The sequence below is a fragment of the Microcystis sp. M015S2 genome, from assembly GCF_020245945.1.
GTDB lineage: Bacteria > Cyanobacteriota > Cyanobacteriia > Cyanobacteriales > Microcystaceae > Microcystis.
The window spans coordinates 71,396-93,343 of sequence record NZ_JADBTX010000063.1; the positions used below are offsets into that span (position 1 = coordinate 71,396).

27 protein-coding genes, 1 pseudogene and 1 other annotated feature are annotated in these 21,948 nt (G+C 44.6%); of the genes and pseudogenes, 12 read left to right on the forward strand and 16 right to left on the reverse strand.

All coding sequences use genetic code 11. From position 1 onward, the window contains the following. Nucleotides 1-44: 44 nt before the first annotated feature. From purB to IM473_RS12725, 4 genes are all read right to left on the reverse strand, one after another. Nucleotides 45-1,340 carry an adenylosuccinate lyase gene (purB, locus tag IM473_RS12710; RefSeq protein WP_287658731.1) on the reverse strand — a complete coding sequence of 432 codons (1,296 nt, stop codon included), beginning with the start codon at nt 1,338-1,340 and terminating at the stop codon, nt 45-47. 315 nt (nt 1,341-1,655) lie between these two features. Further along, entirely contained in the window at nt 1,656-2,990 is a 1,335-nt protein-coding gene (locus tag IM473_RS12715) for an FAD-binding oxidoreductase (RefSeq protein WP_287658711.1), read from the reverse strand. A 206-nt stretch (nt 2,991-3,196) separates the two neighbouring features. Continuing rightward, the gene (locus tag IM473_RS12720; protein ID WP_012265998.1) at nt 3,197-3,316 is read right to left on the reverse strand and encodes a photosystem II protein Y; all 120 of its coding nucleotides are present in this window, start codon (nt 3,314-3,316) and stop codon (nt 3,197-3,199) included. A 65-nt stretch (nt 3,317-3,381) separates the two neighbouring features. Further along, nucleotides 3,382-3,933: a gamma carbonic anhydrase family protein gene (locus tag IM473_RS12725; protein WP_287658713.1), complete on the reverse strand. Its 552-nt coding sequence runs from the start codon at nt 3,931-3,933 to the stop codon at nt 3,382-3,384. Between the two features lie 108 nt (nt 3,934-4,041). Here IM473_RS12725 and IM473_RS12730 point away from each other — a divergent pair, with 108 nt between their 5' ends. Together IM473_RS12730 and IM473_RS12735 are read left to right on the forward strand one after the other, a co-directional pair. Further along, nucleotides 4,042-4,557 (forward strand): TIGR02652 family protein, encoded by a 516-nt coding sequence (locus IM473_RS12730; protein ID WP_002737231.1) that lies wholly within the window; start codon nt 4,042-4,044, stop codon nt 4,555-4,557. Between the two features lie 254 nt (nt 4,558-4,811). After that, nucleotides 4,812-5,246, forward strand: a complete 435-nt coding sequence (locus IM473_RS12735) for a VOC family protein (RefSeq protein WP_287658715.1) — start codon at nt 4,812-4,814, stop codon at nt 5,244-5,246. Here IM473_RS12735 and IM473_RS12740 read toward each other — a convergent pair. Further along, nucleotides 5,243-5,911 carry a hypothetical protein gene (locus tag IM473_RS12740; RefSeq protein ID WP_287658717.1) on the reverse strand — a complete coding sequence of 223 codons (669 nt, stop codon included), beginning with the start codon at nt 5,909-5,911 and terminating at the stop codon, nt 5,243-5,245. The genes IM473_RS12735 and IM473_RS12740 overlap by 4 nt on opposite strands. Nucleotides 5,912-6,082: 171 nt before the next feature. Between IM473_RS12740 and IM473_RS12745 the strand changes: the two genes are divergently transcribed. Both IM473_RS12745 and IM473_RS12750 read left to right on the forward strand, forming a co-directional pair. Further along, nucleotides 6,083-6,784 (forward strand): DUF3120 domain-containing protein, encoded by a 702-nt coding sequence (locus tag IM473_RS12745; RefSeq protein ID WP_287658718.1) that lies wholly within the window; start codon nt 6,083-6,085, stop codon nt 6,782-6,784. Between the two features lie 51 nt (nt 6,785-6,835). After that, complete coding sequence (locus IM473_RS12750; RefSeq protein ID WP_104395482.1) at nt 6,836-7,858, forward strand: adenylate/guanylate cyclase domain-containing protein; 1,023 nt, start codon at nt 6,836-6,838, stop codon at nt 7,856-7,858. A 143-nt stretch (nt 7,859-8,001) separates the two neighbouring features. Here IM473_RS12750 and IM473_RS12755 read toward each other — a convergent pair whose 3' ends face one another. The 6 genes from IM473_RS12755 to IM473_RS12780 all read right to left on the reverse strand — a co-directional run bounded on the left by IM473_RS12755 (nt 8,002) and on the right by IM473_RS12780 (nt 13,423). Next, a complete protein-coding gene (locus IM473_RS12755; RefSeq protein WP_002737013.1) occupies nt 8,002-8,994 on the reverse strand; it encodes a 30S ribosomal protein S1 in 993 nt (330 codons plus the stop codon). Nucleotides 8,995-9,226: 232 nt separating this feature from the next. Then, nucleotides 9,227-9,742, reverse strand: coding sequence for a transcriptional regulator NrdR (gene nrdR / locus IM473_RS12760; protein WP_287658719.1), 516 nt, complete (start codon nt 9,740-9,742; stop codon nt 9,227-9,229). Nucleotides 9,743-9,869: 127 nt separating this feature from the next. After that, entirely contained in the window at nt 9,870-9,965 is a 96-nt protein-coding gene (locus tag IM473_RS12765; RefSeq protein ID WP_012267019.1) for a photosystem II reaction center protein T, read from the reverse strand. 104 nt (nt 9,966-10,069) lie between these two features. Next, nucleotides 10,070-10,462: a 50S ribosomal protein L7/L12 gene (gene rplL, locus IM473_RS12770; protein WP_287658720.1), complete on the reverse strand. Its 393-nt coding sequence runs from the start codon at nt 10,460-10,462 to the stop codon at nt 10,070-10,072. A gap of 43 nt (nt 10,463-10,505) precedes the next feature. Beyond that, on the reverse strand, nt 10,506-11,054 hold the full coding sequence (gene rplJ / locus IM473_RS12775; protein ID WP_287658721.1) for a 50S ribosomal protein L10: 549 nt from the start codon (nt 11,052-11,054) through the stop codon (nt 10,506-10,508). Nucleotides 11,055-11,156: 102 nt separating this feature from the next. Beyond that, nucleotides 11,157-11,273, reverse strand: a sequence feature (ribosomal protein L10 leader region). 644 nt (nt 11,274-11,917) lie between these two features. Further along, nucleotides 11,918-13,423, reverse strand: a complete 1,506-nt coding sequence (locus IM473_RS12780; RefSeq protein WP_287658722.1) for a UbiD family decarboxylase — start codon at nt 13,421-13,423, stop codon at nt 11,918-11,920. A 180-nt stretch (nt 13,424-13,603) separates the two neighbouring features. Here IM473_RS12780 and IM473_RS12785 point away from each other — a divergent pair, with 180 nt between their 5' ends. Beyond that, a complete protein-coding gene (locus tag IM473_RS12785; protein ID WP_287658723.1) occupies nt 13,604-14,695 on the forward strand; it encodes an AAA family ATPase in 1,092 nt (363 codons plus the stop codon). Continuing rightward, entirely contained in the window at nt 14,673-15,377 is a 705-nt protein-coding gene (locus IM473_RS12790) for a DUF3226 domain-containing protein (protein WP_353738146.1), read from the forward strand. The genes IM473_RS12785 and IM473_RS12790 overlap by 23 nt, the downstream gene beginning before the upstream one ends. 52 nt (nt 15,378-15,429) lie before the next feature. On the opposite strand, the gene psbV is transcribed toward IM473_RS12790, so the two are convergent. Further along, the gene (gene psbV, locus IM473_RS12795) at nt 15,430-15,915 is read right to left on the reverse strand and encodes a photosystem II cytochrome c-550 (RefSeq protein ID WP_002754644.1); all 486 of its coding nucleotides are present in this window, start codon (nt 15,913-15,915) and stop codon (nt 15,430-15,432) included. 128 nt (nt 15,916-16,043) lie between these two features. After that, nucleotides 16,044-16,250, reverse strand: a complete 207-nt coding sequence (locus tag IM473_RS12800) for a hypothetical protein (protein ID WP_002735525.1) — start codon at nt 16,248-16,250, stop codon at nt 16,044-16,046. Nucleotides 16,251-16,722: 472 nt separating this feature from the next. On the opposite strand from IM473_RS12800, the gene remA reads away from it, so the two are divergent. The 6 genes from remA to IM473_RS12830 all read left to right on the forward strand — a co-directional run bounded on the left by remA (nt 16,723) and on the right by IM473_RS12830 (nt 20,352). After that, nucleotides 16,723-16,992, forward strand: coding sequence for an extracellular matrix/biofilm regulator RemA (gene remA, locus IM473_RS12805; protein ID WP_002737924.1), 270 nt, complete (start codon nt 16,723-16,725; stop codon nt 16,990-16,992). A gap of 12 nt (nt 16,993-17,004) precedes the next feature. Continuing rightward, nucleotides 17,005-17,559: a guanylate kinase gene (gene gmk / locus IM473_RS12810; protein WP_287658725.1), complete on the forward strand. Its 555-nt coding sequence runs from the start codon at nt 17,005-17,007 to the stop codon at nt 17,557-17,559. A gap of 99 nt (nt 17,560-17,658) precedes the next feature. Beyond that, complete coding sequence (gene clpP / locus IM473_RS12815; protein ID WP_287658732.1) at nt 17,659-18,300, forward strand: ATP-dependent Clp endopeptidase proteolytic subunit ClpP; 642 nt, start codon at nt 17,659-17,661, stop codon at nt 18,298-18,300. 211 nt (nt 18,301-18,511) lie between these two features. Next, nucleotides 18,512-18,973, forward strand: a complete 462-nt coding sequence (locus tag IM473_RS12820) for a hypothetical protein (protein ID WP_287658726.1) — start codon at nt 18,512-18,514, stop codon at nt 18,971-18,973. A gap of 66 nt (nt 18,974-19,039) precedes the next feature. After that, nucleotides 19,040-20,164, forward strand: a complete 1,125-nt coding sequence (gene tgt, locus IM473_RS12825) for a tRNA guanosine(34) transglycosylase Tgt (RefSeq protein WP_287658728.1) — start codon at nt 19,040-19,042, stop codon at nt 20,162-20,164. Nucleotides 20,165-20,214: 50 nt separating this feature from the next. After that, nucleotides 20,215-20,352 (forward strand): photosystem II reaction center protein K, encoded by a 138-nt coding sequence (locus IM473_RS12830; protein WP_008206475.1) that lies wholly within the window; start codon nt 20,215-20,217, stop codon nt 20,350-20,352. A gap of 132 nt (nt 20,353-20,484) precedes the next feature. Here the strand turns inward: IM473_RS12830 and hetL are convergent, their stop codons facing one another. The 3 genes and pseudogenes from hetL to IM473_RS22735 form a co-directional block, all read right to left on the reverse strand. Next, nucleotides 20,485-21,147, reverse strand: coding sequence for a heterocyst differentiation pentapeptide repeat protein HetL (hetL, locus tag IM473_RS12835; RefSeq protein WP_287658729.1), 663 nt, complete (start codon nt 21,145-21,147; stop codon nt 20,485-20,487). Between the two features lie 52 nt (nt 21,148-21,199). Further along, nucleotides 21,200-21,562 carry an ArsR/SmtB family transcription factor gene (locus IM473_RS12840; RefSeq protein WP_194032981.1) on the reverse strand — a complete coding sequence of 121 codons (363 nt, stop codon included), beginning with the start codon at nt 21,560-21,562 and terminating at the stop codon, nt 21,200-21,202. 106 nt (nt 21,563-21,668) lie between these two features. After that, a pseudogene (locus IM473_RS22735) lies at nt 21,669-21,776 on the reverse strand (DUF6398 domain-containing protein); the annotation flags it as partial. Nucleotides 21,777-21,948: the final 172 nt, after the last annotated feature.

A 21,948-nucleotide genomic window follows, 5' to 3' on the forward strand; every position in this document is an offset into this window, starting at 1 on the left:
GCCGATCTCAAAAACGTGGCCGATAGCTGATAACTGAAAGCTCCTTAAATATCTAACCTTTGGTAGATGCTATTAAGATGATTTAGGTGCTGCTGGGGATCAAAGCAACTTTCGATCTCTTCGGGGGATAAAATACCGGTAACTCGCTCATCTTGGCTGATAAAAGCTTTAAAATTGCCGTTATCTGTGTTCCAGGCGCGATGGGCGTTTTCTTGGACGATTTTATAGGCAGATTCCCGGCTAATTCCCTTACTCACTAAAGTTAAAAGAACTCTTTGACTGAAAATCACGCCACCGTAAACATTCATATTTCGCTTCATGTTTTCGGGATACACCAGCAGATTTTTGACTAAATCGGTGATTTCCTTGAGCATAAAGTGGGTCAAAATGCAAACATCCGGCAGCATTACCCGTTCCACGGAACTATGGGAAATATCTCTTTCGTGCCAGAGGGCGATATTTTCTAAGGCGGAAACGCTATGACTACGGATAATTCTCGCCATTCCCGTTAAGCGTTCTGAACGGATGGGATTACGTTTATGGGGCATAGCGGAGGAGCCTTTTTGTCCTTTGGAAAAGTATTCTTCTACTTCTAGGACATCGGTTCTTTGCAGGTTGCGAATCTCCACGGCAAAACGTTCGATCGAAGCCGCTAATAAGGCTAATTGTTGCACATAATCGGCGTGTCGATCGCGCGAGATAACTTGAGTGGAAGCGGTATCCGGTTCTAATCCTAACTTCTGACAGGTTAACGCCTCAATTTTCGGGTCAATATTGGCATAGGTTCCCACTGCACCGGATATTTTACCGATGGCGATGTCTTGACGCAAGCGAATTAAACGATCGCGTCCTCGCAGCACTTCCGCTAACCATCCCGCTAGTTTAAAGCCAAAGGTAATCGGTTCGGCGTGAATGCCGTGGGAACGTCCTACCATGACTGTATAACGGTGTTCTTGGGCGCGATAGCGCAGGGCTTGAATAAAATCTTCTAATTGTTCTAAAATCAGGTTTAAACTGGCGACTAATTGTAAAGACAGAGCGGTATCTAATACATCAGAACTGGTTAAACCCAAATGAATATAACGCCCCGGCTCGCCCACATATTCGTTAACATTTGTTAAAAAGGCGATGACATCGTGGCGCACTTCTGCTTCTATTTCTAAAATGCGATCGGGATCAAAATTAGCTTTTGCCTTAATTTCTTCTACTGCATCCCCGGGAATATAGCCTAATTCTGCCTGCGCTTCACAGACGGCTATCTCTACCTCTAGCCATGTTTGATATTTATATCTATCCGTCCACAAATTCCCCATTGCAGGGAGAGTATAACGCTCGATCACTATTAATTCTTCCAAGACAACCGTTTAATTGTATCGGATCGGGGCAAGTCTGGGAATAGGCAAGGGGCAGCGGGGAGTTTTGTTTTCCCCACTCCCTTTTTACCGGTTAGTGATTCGGTAGTAGCGGTGAGGCTCTTCTAGGTTGTGTGTGATAAGTTTAACTTACATAGGATTGATCGATCTTTGTGTCCTTTGTGTCTTTGTGGTTCGTTCCACCCCCTCTCTAGGAGGATTATATCTTAGAATACATTTTACCCACCAAATCCAAGAGAGCCGCGGTGAACTATCTTGTTTAATTTAGCCTGAATCGAATCCCTACCCCCTTGCTTCAACCCATGCTCGCATTTTACCCGGATTGTTTAATCCGTAGGGATCGACGAGTTGTTTAAATTCTAGTTGTAGCGGATTAATCTGTCGGCTGCCGCCATCTTCCATGATATAAGTGTGAGGATTGGCAATGGCTGCTCCCTGTTGTTCATAGATAGCAATAATCTCATTTAATCGAGTTTCTGTGGTAAATTCTAGCAAGGGAAGACCAGCGGGAATAACTTTACCTTGAAATCTCAAAAATTCTAGGTGCATCATTATTTCCTCCCCAAAATAATTATAGAGTTTCTCCACCGTGGCTAGATTAAAATAAAAAGCTTGTAGATAAGTTATCTTGGGGTTACAACTACGCGCATGGAGAGTGGTATGATTCCAAGTAAATTCTAAGATACTGTTGCCTTTTTGGGTTTCTTCTGGCGTTTTATAGTAGGTAAGTTCACCATTATATTCTTTAATTAAAGATTCTAAGGCGACTCGATCGCTGTCCGATACTATTAACAAAACTGCCGCTTTTCCTGTGGGTAAATAATCCTTAAGAGCGATAAAATAAGCGGGAATTGGCCAAGAGTGAACACTAACCATTTTCTTGACAATGCCATCACTATCACTGAGAGCTTGACCAAATTTAGCGGCGGTGATAAAATCGGCAAAAGTAACGATAAATTCCGCCCAAGGATAACAGGGAGCGAGGGCTATTTCTAACTCGGTAATAATGCCATTGGTTCCATAGGCATGATTGACTTTTTCTACCTCATCCCCCCGTAGTTCGATAATTTTTGGTTCTGTTTCTAGGGTGACTAATTGCAATGCTTGCAGATTGCCCCTATCCTTCAATTGTCCATAATTAATTGAACCCATGCCCACACTGCCACCCCCGATAAAACCGCCAATTGTCGCCGTCCGATAGGTAGAGGGAGCCATTCTTAATTCCCAACCAATTGCGCGAGCTTGTTTATCAAAAAATGCCATTTTTACCCCCGCTTCTACCCGTGCTGTACCCGGTTCGATCGAGATAATTTTTGTTAGTTTGGTTGTGTCTAAAATTACTCCGCCCTGCAAGGGAACACATTGACCATAATTACCTGTACCCGCACCTCTAACTGTTAAAGGAATTTGGTATTTAACGCAGGTTTTAGCGATGTCAATAACCTCTTGGCTATTGTGGGGACGAATGACTAAATCAGCCCGTTTATCTTGCAGTTGTGCTTCTAAAATGGGACTAAAATGATAATAATCTAAGGAAAGTTTCGCCACTTGCCCCGGATCGGTGATAATTTCCAGACGGGAAAGTTCTTCAATGAGATTTTGATAGTTAGATTTCATGGTTAGGTAGGGTTTGCTGAAAAAGTGTATTGGTGGGGTTAGGGGTTAGGAGTCAGGAGTCAGGAGACAGGATTCAGGAGTCAGGATTCAGGAGATTATTTTTATTTGTTCTCCCCATACCCCAATTCATAATTCATAATTCAAAAAGAAAAAATTAAAAACCGATCGCCTAGGCGGTCGGTTTTACTAAGAACTATAAACTATTATTAACTTTGTTTGCTGAGAAACTGTTGAGCTTGTCTAAGAGCGGCAGCGCCGATATTGAAGACAGCCCAGCCACCAGCAATAAGCAAAGGGGTTAAAACGATCAACACTCTCCAGTCCATAGATTTCCTTCTCCTCGGTCAGTGCTTAAAAGATTGTTACTTGATTCTCATTTTATATTTATACCCTAATCCGCCCGTTTTGGGAATCCGGTATCAGTAGCTTTTCCCGCATGAACGAGGGCAAGTTTAGCATAGCGCTCGGCGTGTTCGATCAACTCTTGAGCCTCCTGTGGCGAGACTTCCCGGACACGTTTAGCGGGAATGCCCACCACTAAAGATCGCGGTGGTATATCTTTTGTCACAATACTACCCGCCCCGACAATACTACCCGCCCCGACGCGCACACCATCGAGAATCACTGCCCCAATGCCGATTAAACAACCGCGTTCAATATGGGCTGCGTGAATTACCGCCCGATGCCCGATGGTAACGTAATCTTCAAGGATAGTAATTTTGCCCGGATCTCCGTGTAGGATCGCCCCATCTTGGATATTAGTATAGGCCCCAATTTCGATGCGTTCCACGTCGGCACGCAATACCGCCCCATACCAAACACTCGCCCCCACAGCTAGGGAAATATCGCCCATTACCGTGGCATTAGGGGCGATAAAAGCCGCTTGACTGACATCGACAAGCGGCCAGAAATTAGAAGTTGATCTTAAGTTATCTAAAGACATGAAAGGATCTGCACTAAAGTCGAAAGAGAATACCCGTCCAATTTGGTTGGGTATAATATGGATAGGCTTATTGGTACAAAGATAGCAATTTTTAGTTTAGGTTCTTCCATGATCAATGCAAGTTTACAATACCCTGTTTTTGGCCCCGATATCCATTGTCCTCACTGTCGGCAGCTAATCCCCGCCCTCACTTTGACGGATACCTATTTGTGTCCGCGCCATGGGGCTTTTGAAGCCGATCCCAAAACGGGTGAGTTGGTTCACTTGCAGTCAGGACGGCATTGGCGACTCTGGAATGGTGAGTGGTATCGTCAACACACTCACCCGGATGGTATTCGTTTTGAGATTCACGAAGCACTCGATCGCCTCTATACCCAAGGATTTAAAGCGACTAAAGTGATTATTGCCAACCGTTATCGCGATCTAGTTAGTTCCTACCTAGAACGTAACACTACTTGGCGCGGTAATGAACCAGGTGAAGCCGCTATTCCCCGTCTCTACGGTTTACCGGTAGAATTTAGTCCCGATGCCCCCGATGAACCCTGTTGGGATGTAATTAACTTTGATCTGGAAAAAGAACCGGGGGTTCCCAAACGTTACCCCTATTTTCGTCTTTTTGATTAATCAGTTATCAGTTATCAGTTATCAGTAAACAGTTATCAGTGAATAATCTCACTTAATAAACTCATAACCTCAAAACTGAATCGGGAGGCAGATCGATGAAGGATTGCTTGTCAACCCCGAATTCTGACTGATTACTGATTACTGCTCACTGATTACTGAACCTTAAAACTGAATCGGGAGGCAGCTCAATGAAGGATTGCTTATCAACCCCGAATTCTGACTGATTACTGATTACTGATCACTGATTACTGAAAATGCACCATGCTTCTATTCGTACCGCTAATATCCATCGGGCGATCGCTTTTTATCAACTTCTCGGTTTTACCCTAGAGGAAAGATTCACTACGGGTTATACTTTGGCCTGTTGGTTAACGGGGTTAAACGGACGCATCGAATTAATCCAAATTCCTCAACCGAAACCCGCCCCCGATGCCTTTAGTGATCAGCATTATGTCGGTTATTATCACTTGTCTTTTGACATAACAGAAAATGTCAGCAATTTACCAGCATGGTTAGAAAAATTAACAAATAGCTTTCAGCAAGCCCATCAAGAGGAAGCCGATTTATATCAACCTTTAAATATTCTTTTGCCACCCCAACAACAGATGATCGGCGATCATGTCTACGAAGTCACTTTTATTGCCGATACAGACGGTTTACCCCTAGAATTTATCCGTCGTTTAACCTAAAAAGATTGTCCCACTTCTAAGACTTTCGTTTGGCCGTTGCGAGACAAAATAACCTGTTGACTACCAACTTCCACTAAAGTCCAGCCATTGATAAATTCCCCTGGAGAAATACGAGTGGTTATGCCCTTATTATCAAATAAAGCTGTAGATCGATCGCCTAAATCCATCACCCCCACCAGGGTATTTTTCACCTGATTATTGGTAGGAATAACCGCTGCCACCGGTCGATTCCCTTGGGGAGCAGCTGGTAATGGTGGTACAGAAATGTCGGTATTTGAGGGTGTAACTGGGACAAGTTTGGCAGTAGTCTCAGGGGTTTGGGGATAAACGGGAACGTAAATTCTTTCTATGATCTGGGGAGTATTATTAACTGGTAAATTAGCGGGGGGTGGTGGTGGAACTGTGGCTACCGAGGAAGGGATATTTTGGGGAGAAGGATGAGGATCGGGGGATGAAGTTTGACCTTGGCGATCAATAATAGCAAGGGATGATTGCAGATAGGCAATAAATTTTTGATCTTCCCGGGAAATCGTGCCATTTTGAGAGACAGGGGCATTTTTTTGACTGATTAGCCATGCCACCACCCAACCTAGATAGACGCAAGCAATGACAAAAATAACTTTATCTAGGGGCATTCTGGGATTTTCTTCATGGCCCGCTGCCATATTTTTTGCACTCCTCGATCGCTGCTGTCGTTTCGATTTTAACAGGATAGCACTAAGTTATTCTCCCTCAATTTTCCTTTTTAATTTATCAAAATCTTCTAGGGGGGATATAGTGGAGAGAGAATGATGTATCTTGATATAAGTAAAGTTTCGTAACAATTCTGAAATCCTTTGCTCAACTCTACTCTAGTTCCCAGCAATCCCGATCGGCTGAAACCCCTAGTCCCTAACTGGGAAAAATGTCAATCCGTCTTTTGGACAGCAGCATTTCTGGTATCGGTCCCCGTGTTCATGCAAGCGCCCCTAGTGCGCTACTATCCCGAAATTAGCCTAGGTTTAACCGTTTTCTGGGTGGGGTTAGGGATTTGGCTGCTCAAACAAGAAAAAATCAGTCTTTGGGGGGATTTACTTTTGGGCTTTAGTTGGAGTTGGTTAGCAGGTTCTCTGTACTGGGGTTGGTGGCGTTGGGAACCGTTGATCCATATTCCCATGGAAGCGATTGGGCTGCCCTTTGTTCTCTGGGGATTATACAAAGGTCGCGGCAAAGTGGGCAATCTTTTCTATCTGGGTTCTTTGTTAGGGACCGCCATCACCGATGTATATTTCTATCTAACGGGACTAATTCCCTACTGGCGACAATTAATGACCGTGGAACTAGATTCCAACCTAGTATCGCCGATATTTCATAACGCCTTGGCCCAAATTGAGACCCCCTGGGGCATCAGTTGGGCGATCGTGCTGCTCAACCTGCTCTTAGCGATCGGTATTTATCCTTTGCAAAAAAGGGTATGTCATTGGTGGGCATTTAGCGGAGCCGTATTGAGTACAATTTTAGTCGATGGTTTATTTTGGATTACCGCTTCTCTGGCTTAAGAGAATAAGCTATATAATTAGTGCAGTCTATCTATTGCCGCTTATGCACCCGTGGATATACTACTAGGAAAAAATCCCTATTTACTACTCCATACCGAGAGAGGCCAGCGTTTTTTCCCTCTCGTGGGGAAATCTTACTGGACAATCGGACGGAGCAAAGATAACGATATCGTGATTAAAGATCACTGTATCTCTCGTAATCACGCTATTCTACAATCCACGGAAACAGGGGATTTTTATCTGATCGATCTCGGTAGTCGCAATGGAACTTTTGTCAATGGCAGAAGGGTAGCCATTCCGGTGACTATCCATAGCCAAGAGCAGATCACCTTTGGCAAAACCGAGGTGCAGTTCTATCGTCCTGCTCCCACCAATGTGGGCAAGCAACCGCGCAATCTAGAATGGGATACCCTCACCTCCGCCGTCCATGAACGGCGCTTAACATCGGTGATGGTGGTAGATATGCGGAATTTTACGGCTTTAACGAGGCAATTAGACGAAAAAGTGCTTTCTTCTCTGATTGGCAGTTGGTTTCGCCATGCCGGGGGTATTATCCGCAGCTCCGGCAGTTGGGTAGATAAATATATTGGTGATGCGATCATGGCCATCTGGTTTCACGGCCAACAGGAAGTCGATCAAGACGATATCCTGCAAATTTTCCAAGCAATTATACAACTAAATAACATGACTTGCGCCTTAAGCGAACAATATCCCTTACCTTTTAAATTACGCATCGGTGCGGGAGTGAATACTGGTTATGCTATGGTCGGCAATACTGGCAGCGGTGAACATCCAGATTATACGGCGATCGGGGATACAGTCAACGCCGCTTTTCGTTTAGAGTCGGCTACCAAAGAAATGGGCAAGGATTTAGCCATCGGAGCCACTACCTACAGTTATCTCATCGGTTTACCCCATCTCCAGCAAGTTTTTACTCAACATACCGTCAGTCTGAAAGGATACCACGATAGCACTATTGCCTACGGAACCACTTTTGATGACTTGGATCGTTTCCTCGATGCCAATATTAATGAGGAGATGACTGGAATTACAGGATTTATCGGCAGTGTCTGAAGATTGAAATTAAACGGGGAGTTGGGAGACGTTTTAGCGATCGGTAAACAGTAATCAGTGAAAAGACAGTAGGAAACTTTTATTTAATACTGTACACTTAAAACTAAAATCTGATAACTGATAACTGATAACTGATAACTGACTTACTCTTCGGTAGCGGCGAGAACCAAATCTTCCTCCTCCAAGGCGGGGGGAACTTCGATTTCTTCGACTACTTCCGAGACAGTCCGGCCTTCCGCTTCCGCTAGACGTTTTTCTCGGTATTTAATCGCCATTTCTTCGGCTTTTTCAAACACTAACGGGCGATTTTTTAGCATATCTCCCGGTTCTGGTTCTAATTGTTTAGTCGAGAGGGAAATGCGACCTCTTTCGGCATCGAGATCGATAATCATCACTTTCAACTCATCATTGACATTGAAAACCGTGTGGGGGGTGTCAATGTGATCGTGAGAGATTTCGGAAATATGCAGTAAACCACTGACTCCACCAATATCGATGAAAGCACCGTAGGGCTTGATTCCGCGCACAGAACCGATTACCACCTGTCCCACGGCTAAACCGTTCATCTTGCGTTCCACTAAAGCGCGACGATGACTTAAAACCAGACGGTTGCGATCCTCATCCACTTCTAAAAACTTTAAGGGCAATTCCTGACCGACTAAATCCTCTTTCGCTTCTCTGGTGCTAATGTGAGAACCGGGGATAAAGCCTCGGAGACCTTCAATTCTGACTAATGCCCCACCACGGTTAGTGGCGAAAACATTCGAGCGCACGGTAGCATCTTCTTTTTGCAATTGACGCACCCGTTCCCAAGCGCGCATATATTCGATGCGACGGATCGACAGGGTTAGCTGTCCATCTTCATTCTCGTCGGTAAGAATGAAAAATTCCCTGGTTTCGTTGGGTTGTAAAACTTCTTCGGGATTATCGACGCGGTTGATCGACATCTCCTGCACGGGGATAAAAGCGGCGGTTTTAGCACCGATATCGATGAGCGCTCCCCGGGGTTCCATGCTGAAAACAGTCCCGGCGACAACATCTCCCGGACTGAAATGATAATCGTATTTGTCTAGAAGGGCGGCAAAATCTTCATGGGTAAAGCCTATGTTTTTGTTTGCAGTTTTTTGGGTGGTCATGTACGTTGTTTGGGCCTCGGAATTTCCGTAGGTTTTTCCTCCTATGTGATGTACAGTTTCTAAATCAAGGAGATGCCTCCTAATTTAGTTACTAGGCGGGGCCTAGGGGATGAACTGCCGCATCCGGCTTTCTTGGAGGCAATCTGCCTCAAGAATGACTTTTAAGAATCCAACCAGAGCTTGGGCTTTAAATAGCACAAGGGATCCTAATTATAACTGAATCGGGAACTATTTAAGACGAGGTGATCACGCTGGCTTCTTCCACTGGAGACCAAGAAGGGTAGGCGCGTTCGATTTCGGAAGATTGCAGCAGCGCTAAAGCGGCGATAAAGTCTCTAATTCCCTGAAAATTGCCGTAAACTGAAGCAAAGCGCACATAGGCCACTTCCGATTCTTGCCGGAGATATTCTAGGACTAATTGACCGATTTCCTGACTTGTTACTTCCCGTTTTGAGTCTTGCTGCAAACGAGATTCAATATCATTGACGATCGCCTCTAATCTTAGGTGGGGAATGCCAGTTTTTTCACAGGCCCGGACGATACCGCGCAGCAGTTTGCAGCGATCAAAAGATTCCCGTTTACCATCTTTTTTAATCACCGTGATCGGCACGAATTCGATGCGCTCGTAGGTGGTGAACCGATATTTACACTGTAAGCATTCACGACGACGACGAATGCTCTGACCGTTTTCGGAGGAACGGGACTCTAAAACGCGACTATCGGTATGCTGACAATTAGGACACTGCATAGGAGGCGCTCGGTGAGGGGAACCTTTAATTTAAGCCTTTAAATACGAAAACCAGAGCCGCTAACCTGCTTTTGACAAGCGGGCGGCTCAGGGAAGAAAATTATTAACCTAAACGGAGTTAAGAAATTTACTTTTGAATCCGGGGAGGTTCCCGGAAGGCGATGGCGAAGAAAATTACCGACAAAGCCATAGTTAAAACTAAAATGTAAGCGACGCTTTCCATGGTTGGACATCCTACAAGACTGCTATAACAATCCTATAGTATCAGGAAATGAGCTTTTCAGCTTGCCTGGGGATGTAATCTACATCCCCAGAATCAGTGGCGAGCTATTTAACGCTAACTTTTGCCCCGGCATCTTCCAGTTTTTTCTTGACGGTGGCGGCTTCGTCTTTGTTAACGCCTTCTTGAACCGCTTTGGGAGCGGCTTCTACTAGGTCTTTCGCTTCTTTGAGTCCTAAACCGGTCAATTCGCGCACTACCTTGAGGATAGCAATTTTCTTGTCGGCGGGAACTTCTTCGAGAACGACGTTAAATTCGGTTTGTTCTTCCACAGCTTCAGCGGCGGCTGCAGGAGCAGCCCCGGGGGCAGCCATAATTATGCCACCGGCCGGAGCGGCGGCGCTAACTCCGAAGGTTTCTTCGATACCTTTGACTAATTCAGCAGCTTCTAAGAGGGTAAGGGTTTTGAGTTTTTCTAAGATTTCAGCTACAGCAGACATGGGTTAGACTCCTAATTGTTTTCAGTGATTGATTGGCGCGGTATTAAGCCGCTTCTTTTTCTTCTTGACGGGCCACAGCATCGACGGCACGGGCCAAAGATGCGGGAACTTCGTTGATGCTGCGGGCCAGTTTGGCGGCAATGGCGTTGATTGCTCCGGCGGCCTGAGCGATTAACTGTTCTTTCGACGGTAAATCAGCGATCGCTTTGAGCTGCTCTTCTGTCAACAGTTGACCTTTTGTCCCTTCTTTGAGGACACCGCCGCGCAATTCGGTTTTTTTGCTTTCTTTTTTGAACTCTTGATAGGCCTTGAAAGCTCCACCGATATCCTCTTTTACGAGCAGAAAGGCGGATGTTCCCGATAAAAGGCTTTTCATCGGTTCCCAGCCACTATCTTCAGCGATCGCCAATCCCATCAAAGTATTTTTGGTGACTTTACAAATCGTTCCCGTGGGGCGCAATTTGCGGCGTAGATTGCTGATTTCGGCGACGGTTAAACCTTGATAGTCGATGACCATCGTTAATTGAGCTTCGCTCAGGGAGGTTTTTAATTCTTCTAGAATTACTCCCTTGCTTTCTCTGCTTCTCCCCATCCCTTGTTCACCTCCTGTATGCGGGGGACCGGTTCCACAGACAGGCGCAAAAATAACCCCTTGTAGCGCCGGGGTTGAGTGGAGAGAATCAGTTCAGGCACGACCAAGACAGAAAAAATCTCTCTTTAGTCTTTTTGGCTGCTGTTTTCTCGCTTTGACCTCGGCAGGGTATTTAAGCTGTTTCGCACCTGCTGTCTTTGGCTTAAGCCAGCTTCCCATCTTAACATTATTGCGGGATTTATGTCAAGCACTGGGAGGGAGTGGGCAGAGGCAAAATCCTGACGAGTAGGACAGGCATCCTCGTTGAACGCCAAGTCTAAAACCCGATGTATTCTAAGATACAGTGCTGCTGGCGAGTGAGTGGAACGAACCACAAAGACACAAAGGACACAAAGATTGATCGCTCCTATATTAAGTTAAACTGATCACACAACGAAGAAGAAAGCCTAATTTTTGAGCATTACTTGGCAGACTACTGATATAGCTGCTCAATTAATTAAGCCTCTTGCATAGTTAATTTTTAAGGATTTAAAAACGGCAGCAATAAGGATTAAATTGCATAAAATCTGCGAATAAACCGCTTATTGTTCATTCTTAATTCTCCTGACTATTAACTACTGACGACTGGATACTAACCCTAACAACAATTTTTGATTTTTACAAGAGGTCTATGGTTCAGTCTCTGGCAAAATAATTTTATTGTTAGGGTTGCCCACTCACCGATCATCACAATCTCTACATTGACCTTTGGGTTTACCATTATCTGTAGAATCATTTTTGTTGAAGTTTAGGAATCTTTTGTCAGAAGACAAGGTTCTAGATCTTTTAAAATGCCTCTTAGCTTACAGCTTAGTCGGTTAAATCTACATTTCGTAGCCAAACTTATTGGCATCTACTTCTTGTAAATTAATATCGATTAAACCGTATTCTAACCAGCGTTGGGAAACCTTGACCGCCATGGCCGGATCCGACTCCAAAGGTTCCCCCCACTGGTGGTCAGTTTCGGGATACATTTTTGTCGTGGCATCAATTCCCATTCTCCCCCCCAAACCGACCTTTTCGCTGGCAAAATCGAGGCTATCAAAGGGGGTTTCCGGGAGAATAAACACATCGCGAACCGGATCCACTTTAGAACTAATTGCCCAAACCACTTGCCGGGGGTCGCGAATATTAATCTCCTTATCGACGACGATGACAAATTTAGTATAGGTGAACTGGGGTAAGGCACTCCAAAAAGCTAAGGCCGCTCGCCGCGCTTGTCCGGGATAGGCTTTATCAATGGAGATAATCGCCGCTTTATAGCTTAAAGCTTCCATGGGTAGGAAAAAATCCCTGATTTCCGACACCTGTTGCCGTAAAATCGGTGTATAAATACGATTAAGAGCGATAGCCATCATCGCCTCTTCCTTGGGAGGACGACCGCTAAAAGTGGTTAAATAAATGGGGTCGCGACGGTGGGTCATGCAGTGGAAATGAATCAGGGGTGAATCTTCCACACCGCCATAGTAACCCATGTGATCACCAAAAGGTCCATCTGGCAATACCTCTCCGGGGGTAATTGTTCCTTCGAGGACGATTTCTGCGTCGGCCGGCACTTCCAAATCGAGGGTTTTACATTTGGCTAACTGTACCCCAGAACCGCCGTACAATCCCGCAAACAGCCATTCTGAGAGATCTACGGGGATAGGAGTGGCGGCGGCCATGATAATTAGAGGATCAACCCCTAAAGCGATGGCTATTTCCAATTTTTTGCCCATCTGTGCCGCTTTTCGCAGGTGACGCGCCCCACCGCGCACGGATAACCAGTGGACGGTCATGGTATTGTGAGACTGTAGCTGTAAGCGATAGACACCGACGTTAGGGGTTCCCGTTTCGCAATCTTTAGTAATTACTAGCCCTAGGGTGATAATCTGGCCTGCATCGCCAGAATAGGGGCGAATCATCGGAATTTTCTTTAAATCTACTTCATCCCCTTCTAAAATCACCTGTTGACAGGCAGGGAAAAAGTTACGGTTGGGTTTGGCTTTCAGGACATCAAACAACACTTTACCAAAATCGATCGCTTGGGAGAGTTTTTTCGGCGGTTTCGGTTGTTGCAAGAGGGCGAGTTTTTTGCCTAAATCTTCCAATTCTTCGGGTTTATTCAGGTTCATCGCCCAACAGATGCGTTCTACCGTTCCCATCAGGTTAATAGCGACGGGAAACTCTGCTCCTTGCACGTTTTCAAACAGTAGGGCCGGCCCCCCCACCTGTAGCATCCGATTAGCGATCTCGGCAATTTCTAAATCGGCAGAGACCGATGCACTAATGCGGCGTAATTGGCCACGATCTTCTAAAAGCTTAATAAATCCTCGTAAGTCTCTAGCCATGATGAAGAAATGTAAATAAATCCCTGTCTCTATTATCTCTTAGGGTGGCAGTTTCCGTCGGGGATAGTCACCGGTTTGAGAGTTGGAGGCGATTCTCGTCTAGAATTAAGTAAAAAAATCCCCATCTTGCCAGGGTCATTCCTAACCCTAAGTTTATGCTTATCCAGCCCAGAGGTCAACATGATTAAGGATATTGAAATTAGTAATTTTAGATGTTTTGAGCATACCAAAATTGAAGGTTTTGAGCGAGTTAATTTAATTGGTGGTAAGAACAATTCAGGGAAAACTGCCCTGTTAGAGGCAATGTTTTTGTATAGTTATCCCTATCCAAATACTATTCATGAAGTCAGAGAAGCTATTCGCAAGGAATCTTTAGCAGTTGTTCAGGCTGTTCCAAAAAATGCCTGGGATAATTTATTATTTAATCTTGATAGAGAAAATATTATTGAGTTAAAAGGCTCCCAATCTAATCAAGGGGATAAATTGGTAAAAATATCGATTTCCGATTCTCTTAAAGATACTGTTCTAGGCATCCCTGAAGACTTGCAAAAATTATACGATTTTATCGCTAAAAATCCATCAGTTATTTCTATCTTAAATATTCACACAAGTTTTGACCATGATAATGACTCAAATGATGAGCAAATGAACTATTTTTTAATTGCCAGTTCTAAGGAGATACTAGCTTTACCTAATGGGGGTGATGAGGAACCAGTAATCATTGCCGCATCTGTCAATAAATCTTTGCAAGAATTGAGCGAGGCCTATACTAAAATAGTTTTTAATGAACAGGAAGAAGAAGTGCTAAAAGCTCTACAAATTCTCGATCCTTCTATTGAGAAAATAGAAAGTTTTTTTCTGGGTGAACCAAATTTATATCTGAAAAGAAAAGAGAGAAAACGCCTACCCATATCTCTGTTTGGTGAAGCTATTAATCGTCTAATAGAGATGATTTTTTCTCTGCTGCTTAATCCGCAAAAAATTATTTTTATCGATGAAATAGAAAATGGTCTTCACTATACTGCTTACCCAGATATTTGGAAAACTTTATTCCGATTAGCTATCGAACTAGATAGCCAAATTTTTGCTACAACCCACAGTTTAGAGATGATCCAAGCTTTTGCCGATGTGGGGTTAGAATATTATCCAGAACAGGGGGCTTATTTTGAACTAGCAAGGAGTCCCAGAACTGATAAAATTATTGGTATTAAAAGTGAATTAGATATCTTAGATTATGCTCTCAAGCATAATGATCGAATCAGAGGTGAGTAGAATCGTGTCTAATGTAATAATTGTTGAAAGTCAAGATGATGCGGCTTTTTTACGAGCTATTATTGAGCATATTAATGAATCGAATCATTTAACGATAACTATTGTTGAATTTTATATTCTAGACGGAATAGAACAAGAAAATTATCGTAGCCTTGAACAACGACTGAAACGACTTAATAACACCCTGCTCAAAGATGATATTCAAAAGATAGGTATTGTTTTAGATTTAGACGAACAAACCAGACAAGAAAGACTTGCTCTGGTTAGTCAATGTATTCAAAGAGTTTTTAGAGAAGCAGTCAGGATAGATGATACCCAAAAGCTATTTCAATTAAATGCTTCTACGAATACTCAAATAGGTTGTCATTTTCTTCATGTTAATGAACAGGGGGAACTAGAGACAGTGTTGAGAGAAATTAAAACCCAAGATTCTCCCCATGCTGATTGTGTAGAAGCTTGGCGATCCTGTCTTGCACAAAAAAATATTGATATAAATCGTAAAAAAATTGATAAATTGTGGATTCAAAACTATATCAGGGAAGATACACCATCACAGAATGAAAAAAGAGAGGCTAAGAAATATTGTAATTTATCCCATGCTTTAACCAAAAAAGACATTTGGAACTTTGAGCATGAGGTATTAAATGAACTCAAAGAATTTTTACAACTATTTGCTGTCTAATCAAAAATCCCCCTAGAAATCTAGAGGGATCGAGGGATCTATGGAGGGCAATTTAGAAGTAAATTGTACCACCCCAACGCTCGTCTAGACGGGGAGCAACCAACAGATAAGCGGCGACGTTATACACATCATCTTCGGTCAGATTGCGTAATTCTGGGAAGATATCGGGACGGCTAACATTGGGATGAAATTCGCTGAGATCATCTTCACCATCGTAACTGGTGGGATGTTCTAGATAATCAATCAATGCTAACAGATTATCTCTGGGAGGTTCCGCTTTTGCCAGATCGGCCAGACCCAAACTGACGTTATTATTAGTTTTGGTTTTACCTTGCAGGTGGCACTTAGTACAATTGGCGACAAAAAGTTTCTGTCCTTCCGTCGCTTGTTCAGAAGTCAAAGTCACCGATTCCCCTGCATCATTGAGGGTGATGGTGAGGGTTTTTTCATTGAGTTCTAAGGCACTAGCGCCGTTAAGATTGAATTGTAATACAAAAAAGACTACAGCGATCGCTGCCACAATCAAACGTTTGATCATTGTTCTCCTACTCGCAATTGTTCCAAGAAAGGGAATTTTAAGGTGACTAAAAAATTTTCTCCTCTGGGAGGGTGTCGATCGATTCTAAGTGATCACGGACACCGAGAAGATCGCAGTGGGGAATAAAGTCAAGGGGACGTTTCCGTTTTCGAGGCGGTTACTCCTGAGCGTTGGGATAAAATCAGTGAGATAATTGCTTTAGCATCTTCTAGGGCGAGATTAGTCTGCCGATCTTTATAGGAGATGCCTAATTGGTCGCAAAGTGACAACACAGATTCATCGGCCAGATCGTACTCTGCCGCAATATCAGCGATCGATAGATCAGCAAAACCCATAGTCTGACGCACCCACCAAGGATAGAGAATACTTATTAGTTACCATAATTATCATGCCATTGCTGGGGACATTCTTGACAGTGATCAGTTATCAGTGATCAGTTATCAGTGATCAGTTATCAGTGATCAGTTGTGAGTTTTCAGTTCACTGATTACTGTTTACTGTTTACTGATCACTGAAAAAAGCTCCCATCACCCTACACCCCATCTCCCCACACCCCACACCCTACACCCCACTTCCCCATCACCCCAAACCCTCAAAATTCCCTAATTTTCCCGACTTTTGGACTATTTACTCCCTAAGATAGAGACTCGTGTAAACAAATTTAATTAAAATCGCAAAAAACCTGAAAAAATACTAAAATGTGATTAAGAATGTTATTTTTAGCCTTGTAAGGCTAAATCTTTCTCGATAACATTGTAATCATACCTCCACACTCTTTTGTACAAAGGACTACACCTTTGTTAACTTATGGATATACAACTGATCAACATCGGCTTCGGTAATATTGTTTCCGCTAATCGGGTTATCGCCATCGTTAGCCCAGAATCGGCTCCTATCAAACGCATCATCAGTGATGCTCGGGATAAAGGCTGTTTAATCGATGCTACCTATGGAAGACGGACTCGTGCGGTGATCATCACCGATTCTAGTCATGTAGTGCTGTCGGCCATTCAACCAGAAACCGTGGCTCACCGTTTCGTGGTCAACAAGGAAGCGCCTGTTAATAGTAGCAACTAAGTTATTAACCCCATGCAACCCGGTCAATTAATTGTCATTACCGGCCCTAGCGGTGTGGGCAAGGGTACGCTAGTCCGGCATTTACTAACTCGTTTCCCTAACCTCTACCTGTCCGTATCCGCTACTACGCGCCCACCTCGACCGGGTGAAATTGAGGGGGAAGACTACTATTTTCTCGACCGTCCCAGTTTCGAGGAGAAAATGGCAGCCGGAGAATTTCTAGAATCGGCCGAATACGCGGGCAATTATTATGGGACACCCCAATCAGCGATCGCCGCTCAATTAGCGGCGGGCCGGACCGTCATTCTAGAAATCGAATTAGAGGGAGCCAGACAGGTCTGTCAAAGCTTCCCCGAAGCGAGGAGAATCTTTATCCTACCCCCCAGTTTCGAGGAATTAGAACGTCGTTTGCGCGGCCGGGGCAAAGATGCTGAAACGGCGATCGCCCGTCGTCTGGAACGCGCCCAAGAAGAATTAGCCGCCAGCGAGGAATTCCCCGATCAAATCGTCAATGATGACCTAGAAACCGCCCTAGATGCCATCGAGAAGATTATTTTTAGCCGTTAGCCGTCAAGGGTCAGGTGTTGGGATTTTAGGGGTTTTAGGGTTTTAGTTGAAATTTCCCACTTCCCCACTTCCCCACTTCCCCACTTCCCCTAAGTTACAATCAAAAAACCAACCGCAGCAGCAAGACAAGAAAGCGCAATGATTCCTACCGTTATTGAAACCACAGGCCGGGGCGAACGCGCCTTCGATATCTACTCCCGACTACTCCGGGAAAGAATCGTCTTTTTGGGACAAGAAGTAACCGGCGACCTAGCTAACCTCATCGTCGCCCAATTACTCTTTCTAGAAGCAGAAGACCCCGAAAAAGATATTTACTTGTATATCAACTCCCCCGGTGGTTCCGTTTCGGCCGGATTAGGGATTTTTGACACCATGAATCAAATCCGTCCCGATGTCAGCACCATTTGTATTGGTTTAGCTGCCAGTATGGGGGCTTTTCTCCTCAGCGCCGGCAAACCGGGCAAAAGAATGAGCCTACCCAACTCGCGGATCATGATTCACCAACCCCTCGGCGGCGCCCAAGGTCAGGCCACCGATATCGAAATTCAGGCCAAAGAAATTCTCTATCTCAAACAATTACTCAATGAACACCTAGCTAGTCATACGGGTAAACCTCTCGACCTCATCGCCGAGGATACGGAAAGGGATTTCTTTATGTCCGCCGAAGAAGCTCTAGACTATGGTTTAATCGATCAGGTGATCGATCGCAGTCCTTCCGCTTCTAACCCTCCCAGTAAATAGTTATGATCGGGTAGGCCCTGTCTACCCAGATTTTTGTAAATATTTAGTAAGCGGAAATTAATCATCGATCGCCGTTATTAATATTAAATAACAGTGAAAAGTTCTAGCGGATTGGGTTAAGATCGAGACGTAACCCGAAGAAAATTGCAACAGGAATCGGTAGAAACCCCCCGGTGGGTTATTAACGGAAATTTTTTTACTGGCAATCCCTATGAACTATCATCCACCCTCACAGCCCCTGCCCGCCCCCTGTATTATTGATTCTGGCGTGGTCATCGCTAAAGAAGATATGCGTCGTCTCCTCGATGATCTCGGACGAGTTCGCTACATCCATAGTCTCGAAGGAGTGATTCAGAGTGAAGGGGAGGGATGGATAGTGGAAGTTTTCGCCGATTATCAGCAAAGCACCCTAGTTGCTAACTACAGTCTTTATCTCAATACCTATAGCTTCGATTGTCTGCGTTTAACCCGCTCTCCCGACGGTGAAACCTATTTTGATCTGATCCAAGACAATCGGCAATTACGGCTAATTCCCCTGAGTAATCCACTGCAAGACCCCGAGATGAAAGCCCGTCTCAATGCCGATACCCTCGAAGCCATGGTTACTCAGGTACTTTCTGCTAAGTGGGATGTGCAGTTTGAAGACGAAGACGACAACGATTGCCCCTTTTAGGCAGCGATCAAAAATACTGGTTACTGATAACTGATAACTGATAACTGATAACTGATAACTGAAACAGTGGGATTTTCCTTTGAATTAATCGCCCAGTGTCCCCAAACTGGTGCGCGGGTTGGGGTTTGGCATACTCCCCACGGACCGGTAGAAACACCCCGTTTTATGCCCGTGGGAACTTTGGCCACGGTGAAAGGTTTGACCCCCGCTCAAATCGCCAGCACGGGGGCGCAAATGATTCTCGCTAATACCTATCACCTGCATCTGCAGCCCGGAGAAAGTATTATCGAGAAAGCGGGAGGTTTACACGATTTTATGGCGTGGAATCAGCCAATATTAACAGATTCGGGTGGATTTCAGGTATTTAGCCTTAGTCAACTCCGGCAAATTAAAGAGTCGGGAGTCACCTTTCGATCGCCCCGGGACGGTAGAATCATCGAAATTACGCCAGAAAAATCGATTCAGATTCAAAATGCCCTCGGTGCTGATGTGATTATGGCCTTCGATGAATGTCCCCCCACGGGAGTCAGTCATGAGACCATGAAAGCATCCATAGAACGCACCTATCGCTGGTTAGAGCGCTGTCTGGGGGCCCATCAACGACCCCAAGAACAGGCTTTATTCGCCATAGTCCAAGGGGGAATCTATGAGGATTTACGGGCAGCGGCGGCGGAATCTTTAGTAAAACTCGATTTACCCGGTTATGCTATCGGTGGCGTGAGTGTGGGGGAAGAAACGAGCCTAATTCATCGCATTGTTCGGATAACTGCCCCTTTACTCCCCGAAAATAAACCCCGTTACCTGATGGGAGTGGGAACCTATCGAGAAATGGCCAAGGCGATCGCTAGTGGCATAGACCTGTTTGATTGCGTTATTCCCACCCGTTTTGGTCGCCATGGCACGGCTTTAGTGCGGGGAGAGCGTTGGAACCTAAAAAATGCCCGTTTTAAGGAGGATTTCGTCCCTTTAGACGAGACTTGTCCCTGCTACACCTGTCAACACTTTAGCCGTGCCTATCTGAATCATTTAATTAAATCGGGGGAAATGTTGGGTTATATTCTCTTATCTCTGCACAATATCGCCGAATTAATCAGATTTACCCGTGAAATTCGTCAATCTATCCTGGGTGGGACTTTTGCCCAAGATTTTGCCCCTTGGCTTGAGGATGCCGTAGATGTTACCCCAACGTGATAAAATTTCAGCAAACGTTTGAAAATTTTCTTGTCAAGGTAGATAGAGAGATGGAAACTGCACTTTTGTTGGCCAAATTGCCGGAAGCATACCAAATTTTCGACCCCTTAGTCGATGTCTTGCCCCTGATTCCCCTATTTTTCCTCTTGCTGGCCTTTGTTTGGCAAGCATCCGTCGGTTTTAAATAAATCGACCCCTAATTATCAGTTATCAGTGAGCAGTTATCAGTGAGCAGATTTGAGTTTTAAGTGAAATGACATCTTTTCACTGATTACTGTTTACTGTTTACTGATTACTGATCCCTGAAAAACCTCCCCAGATTAAAACAAAGTCCCAGTTAAATCAGCATCAGTCAAGTCCACATCTTCTAAAATTGCCCCGCGCAAATCGGCATAACTGAGATCCGCACCCCGGAAACTGGCCCAGGTGAGATCGGTAATAAATGCGTCTCTTTCGGGACTAGCACGAAAATTAACCCGGCAAAGTCGGCAATCAGCGAAATTAGCTCGATATAACAGGGAGCCACTCAGATTGGCATAGTTGAGATCGGCTCCGCAAAAGTTAGTTTTGCCTAAGTCCGTGCGTTGGTCGGAAGTGGAGCGAAAATCCGTATCGATTAATACGGCCTGCTGGAGATTAGCACTGTTGAGATTAACCCCGTTTAAGACGGCTTTGGTTAAATAAGTGGCTTCTAAATTGGCTTCGATGAGATTAGCCCCGCTTAAGTCCGCATCGCGTAAACAAGCTCGATAAAAGTCCACTTGACTTAAATCTGCTCCCCAAAGAATCGCCTCACTTAAATCCGCTTCTCTCAGCAGCGATCGCGCAAGGCTTATTTTTCCTAACCGCGCCTGTCGCAGATCAGCACGGCAAAAATTGACTCCTGGGAGGATAATATTAGTTAAGTCGCCTTCCCGCAAATTAATCCCCCGAAAATCTCTTTCTCCCTCCCGATAGCGTTGACAAAGTTCTTCTAGGAGCATGGAAATTTTTCCTTATCATAATTGACGCAAAATGTCAAGGGTTTGGTAATTTTTATTTAGGGAGATGGAAAGCCGGCAGACTCTCGAATTCCAGGACTCGTTGACGCATTTGCTGACTAATACGATCGCAAACCACCTGACAGAGATCATAGATCACGGGGTCGGTAATTTGATAGTAAACGCTGACTCCTTGGGGTTGCCGCGAGATAATTCCCGCTTGGGTTAAAGCTTTCAGGTGTTTGGAGAGATTGGCTTGACCTAGTCCGGTAGCTTCAGCGATTTCTTTACCATTCATCGCACCTAATTGCAAGCAACTGAGAATCTGTAGGCGACTGACTTCCGACAGGACTTTGAAATAGTCCGCCACCGAAGCGAGGACGAGGCTAGAGGTTTGGGGGGAGAAACTGTCTAACATAGGTAGGCAATAAAGTGACCGGTTAAAAAGGCTGACAATAGGTGATCGTTTAAAACTTTATAACTATTGACTACTATAGTTTAACTGGAGAGGTCACTAGAGTCTAGTCGGCAAACTCGATCGAGAGCGGTAAAATCTTTTCCATGAAGATTTGCACATCTGCCTTAGTCATGGTAGTAAGGGTATAACCTTGATAGAGATAGCCAAACTCGATCTAAGGTGTGTAGTCTAAATTATCCAATTGCCGGATCTTAAAAGTCATAACTCTAGTTTTCCTGCGAGGCTTTCCTTTAATTTTAGGGGATTAGCTGACCGACAGCCAAACTGACGCTAAAATAGTCTTTGCTGTCCGGGGTTGTTGCTTGCTCCTGACGGTGGTTGTAACC

What these genes read in the sequence shown, in the direction of transcription:
- IM473_RS12715 (WP_287658711.1), bottom strand. Translation starts at nt 2,990, where the DNA reads ATGAAATCTAACTATCAAAATCTCATTGAAGAACTTTCCCGTCTGGAA.
- IM473_RS12720 (WP_012265998.1), bottom strand. Translation starts at nt 3,316, where the DNA reads ATGGACTGGAGAGTGTTGATCGTTTTAACCCCTTTGCTTATTGCTGGT.
- IM473_RS12725 (WP_287658713.1), bottom strand. Translation starts at nt 3,933, where the DNA reads ATGTCTTTAGATAACTTAAGATCAACTTCTAATTTCTGGCCGCTTGTC.
- IM473_RS12730 (WP_002737231.1), top strand. Translation starts at nt 4,042, where the DNA reads ATGATCAATGCAAGTTTACAATACCCTGTTTTTGGCCCCGATATCCAT.
- IM473_RS12735 (WP_287658715.1), top strand. Translation starts at nt 4,812, where the DNA reads ATGCACCATGCTTCTATTCGTACCGCTAATATCCATCGGGCGATCGCT.
- IM473_RS12740 (WP_287658717.1), bottom strand. Translation starts at nt 5,911, where the DNA reads ATGGCAGCGGGCCATGAAGAAAATCCCAGAATGCCCCTAGATAAAGTT.
- IM473_RS12755 (WP_002737013.1), bottom strand. Translation starts at nt 8,994, where the DNA reads ATGACCACCCAAAAAACTGCAAACAAAAACATAGGCTTTACCCATGAA.
- nrdR (WP_287658719.1), bottom strand. Translation starts at nt 9,742, where the DNA reads ATGCAGTGTCCTAATTGTCAGCATACCGATAGTCGCGTTTTAGAGTCC.
- IM473_RS12765 (WP_012267019.1), bottom strand. Translation starts at nt 9,965, where the DNA reads ATGGAAAGCGTCGCTTACATTTTAGTTTTAACTATGGCTTTGTCGGTA.
- rplL (WP_287658720.1), bottom strand. Translation starts at nt 10,462, where the DNA reads ATGTCTGCTGTAGCTGAAATCTTAGAAAAACTCAAAACCCTTACCCTC.
- rplJ (WP_287658721.1), bottom strand. Translation starts at nt 11,054, where the DNA reads ATGGGGAGAAGCAGAGAAAGCAAGGGAGTAATTCTAGAAGAATTAAAA.
- IM473_RS12780 (WP_287658722.1), bottom strand. Translation starts at nt 13,423, where the DNA reads ATGGCTAGAGACTTACGAGGATTTATTAAGCTTTTAGAAGATCGTGGC.
- IM473_RS12785 (WP_287658723.1), top strand. Translation starts at nt 13,604, where the DNA reads ATGATTAAGGATATTGAAATTAGTAATTTTAGATGTTTTGAGCATACC.
- IM473_RS12790 (WP_353738146.1), top strand. Translation starts at nt 14,673, where the DNA reads ATGATCGAATCAGAGGTGAGTAGAATCGTGTCTAATGTAATAATTGTT.
- psbV (WP_002754644.1), bottom strand. Translation starts at nt 15,915, where the DNA reads ATGATCAAACGTTTGATTGTGGCAGCGATCGCTGTAGTCTTTTTTGTA.
- IM473_RS12800 (WP_002735525.1), bottom strand. Translation starts at nt 16,250, where the DNA reads ATGGGTTTTGCTGATCTATCGATCGCTGATATTGCGGCAGAGTACGAT.
- remA (WP_002737924.1), top strand. Translation starts at nt 16,723, where the DNA reads ATGGATATACAACTGATCAACATCGGCTTCGGTAATATTGTTTCCGCT.
- gmk (WP_287658725.1), top strand. Translation starts at nt 17,005, where the DNA reads ATGCAACCCGGTCAATTAATTGTCATTACCGGCCCTAGCGGTGTGGGC.
- IM473_RS12820 (WP_287658726.1), top strand. Translation starts at nt 18,512, where the DNA reads ATGAACTATCATCCACCCTCACAGCCCCTGCCCGCCCCCTGTATTATT.
- IM473_RS12830 (WP_008206475.1), top strand. Translation starts at nt 20,215, where the DNA reads ATGGAAACTGCACTTTTGTTGGCCAAATTGCCGGAAGCATACCAAATT.
- hetL (WP_287658729.1), bottom strand. Translation starts at nt 21,147, where the DNA reads ATGCTCCTAGAAGAACTTTGTCAACGCTATCGGGAGGGAGAAAGAGAT.
- IM473_RS12840 (WP_194032981.1), bottom strand. Translation starts at nt 21,562, where the DNA reads ATGTTAGACAGTTTCTCCCCCCAAACCTCTAGCCTCGTCCTCGCTTCG.